This is a genomic window from Hymenobacter coccineus, assembly GCF_001816125.1.
GTDB lineage: Bacteria > Bacteroidota > Bacteroidia > Cytophagales > Hymenobacteraceae > Hymenobacter > Hymenobacter coccineus.
In genome coordinates, this window is the sequence record NZ_MDZA01000285.1 from 1 (window position 1) to 1,014 (window position 1,014).

Genomic DNA, 1,014 nt, shown 5'->3' on the forward strand with positions numbered 1-1,014 from the left:
TAGAGCAGTTCTCAGGTTACTGTACATGATAGCCGCAATGGTCAAACCAATTTTTCGCGTCTTGTTCGGTTATCCAGTCGGTGGCGGTTTTCATCACGTCCTCCAGGGACTCGCGGGTGCGAGCCTGGGCCGTGCGCAGCCAGGTTTTAAGCTTGCTGAAGGCGAGTTCAATGGGGTTAAAATCAGGCGAGTACGGCGGCAGATACAGCAGGCGGGCCCCGCGGGCTTCGACCACCTCGGCCAGGCCGGCCACTTTGTGGGCCGGCAGGTTATCGAGCACCACCACGTCGCCGGGCACGAGCGTGGGGCCGAGCACCTGGTCGAGATAGGCGGCAAACACGTCGCCGTTGACGGCCCCGCTCACGCTCATGGCCGCTTGCAGGCCGTTCAGGGTCAGGGCCGCCACCAGCGTCACGTTCGGCCCGCCGTGCAGGGGCGTGGCCTGCTGGGCCCGTTGCCCGCCTTCGGCGCGGGCGTAGCGGCGGCAGTAGGTCAGGTTGGTGCTCGTCTCGTCCACAAACTTGAAACAGGTGAAATCCTCGGCCTGCACGGCCTCCACAAACGCGGCCCGCAAGCCTCTCACCCGGTCGGTGTCGCGCTCGGCGGCGTGGACGCTCTTTTTTTTCGCCGCCAGTCCAGCGCCTGCACGGCTCGGCCCATCGTGGCCAGGCTCACGTCCGGCCCGCCCAGCGCAGCCACCCACACGCGCAACTCGTCCAGGGTGGCATCGGGCTGCTGGCGCAAGCAGGCCGCCAGTTCCGCCCGCCCCGCCGGGTCGAGCAGCGGGGCGGGGCCGCTGCGGTGGGGCAGCGCCGCCAGTGACCCGCTTTGGCGCTGGCGGCGCAACAACTTGGCCACGAACGAAACGGAAACGCTGAATTGCGCGGCCACCGCGCTAACGGTGCGGCCGGGCTGCGTACAAGCCGCCGCGACACGTTCGCGTAAATCAAGAGAATAGGCTTTCACGCTGGAAAAATAACTCCCGTACTGTACATCATCCTGAGAACCGCTCTA

Annotated in this window: 2 protein-coding genes; both read right to left on the minus strand. The window is 66.0% G+C overall.

The features are described from left to right. Positions 1-16: 16 nt before the first annotated feature. A complete protein-coding gene (locus tag BEN49_RS26335) occupies positions 17-583 on the minus strand; it encodes an IS630 family transposase (RefSeq protein ID WP_239691958.1) in 567 nt (188 codons plus the stop codon). Further along, a complete protein-coding gene (locus BEN49_RS29630; protein WP_070744818.1) occupies positions 580-966 on the minus strand; it encodes a helix-turn-helix domain-containing protein in 387 nt (128 codons plus the stop codon). Before BEN49_RS29630 ends, BEN49_RS26335 begins: the two co-directional genes overlap by 4 nt. Positions 967-1,014 lie beyond the last annotated feature (48 nt).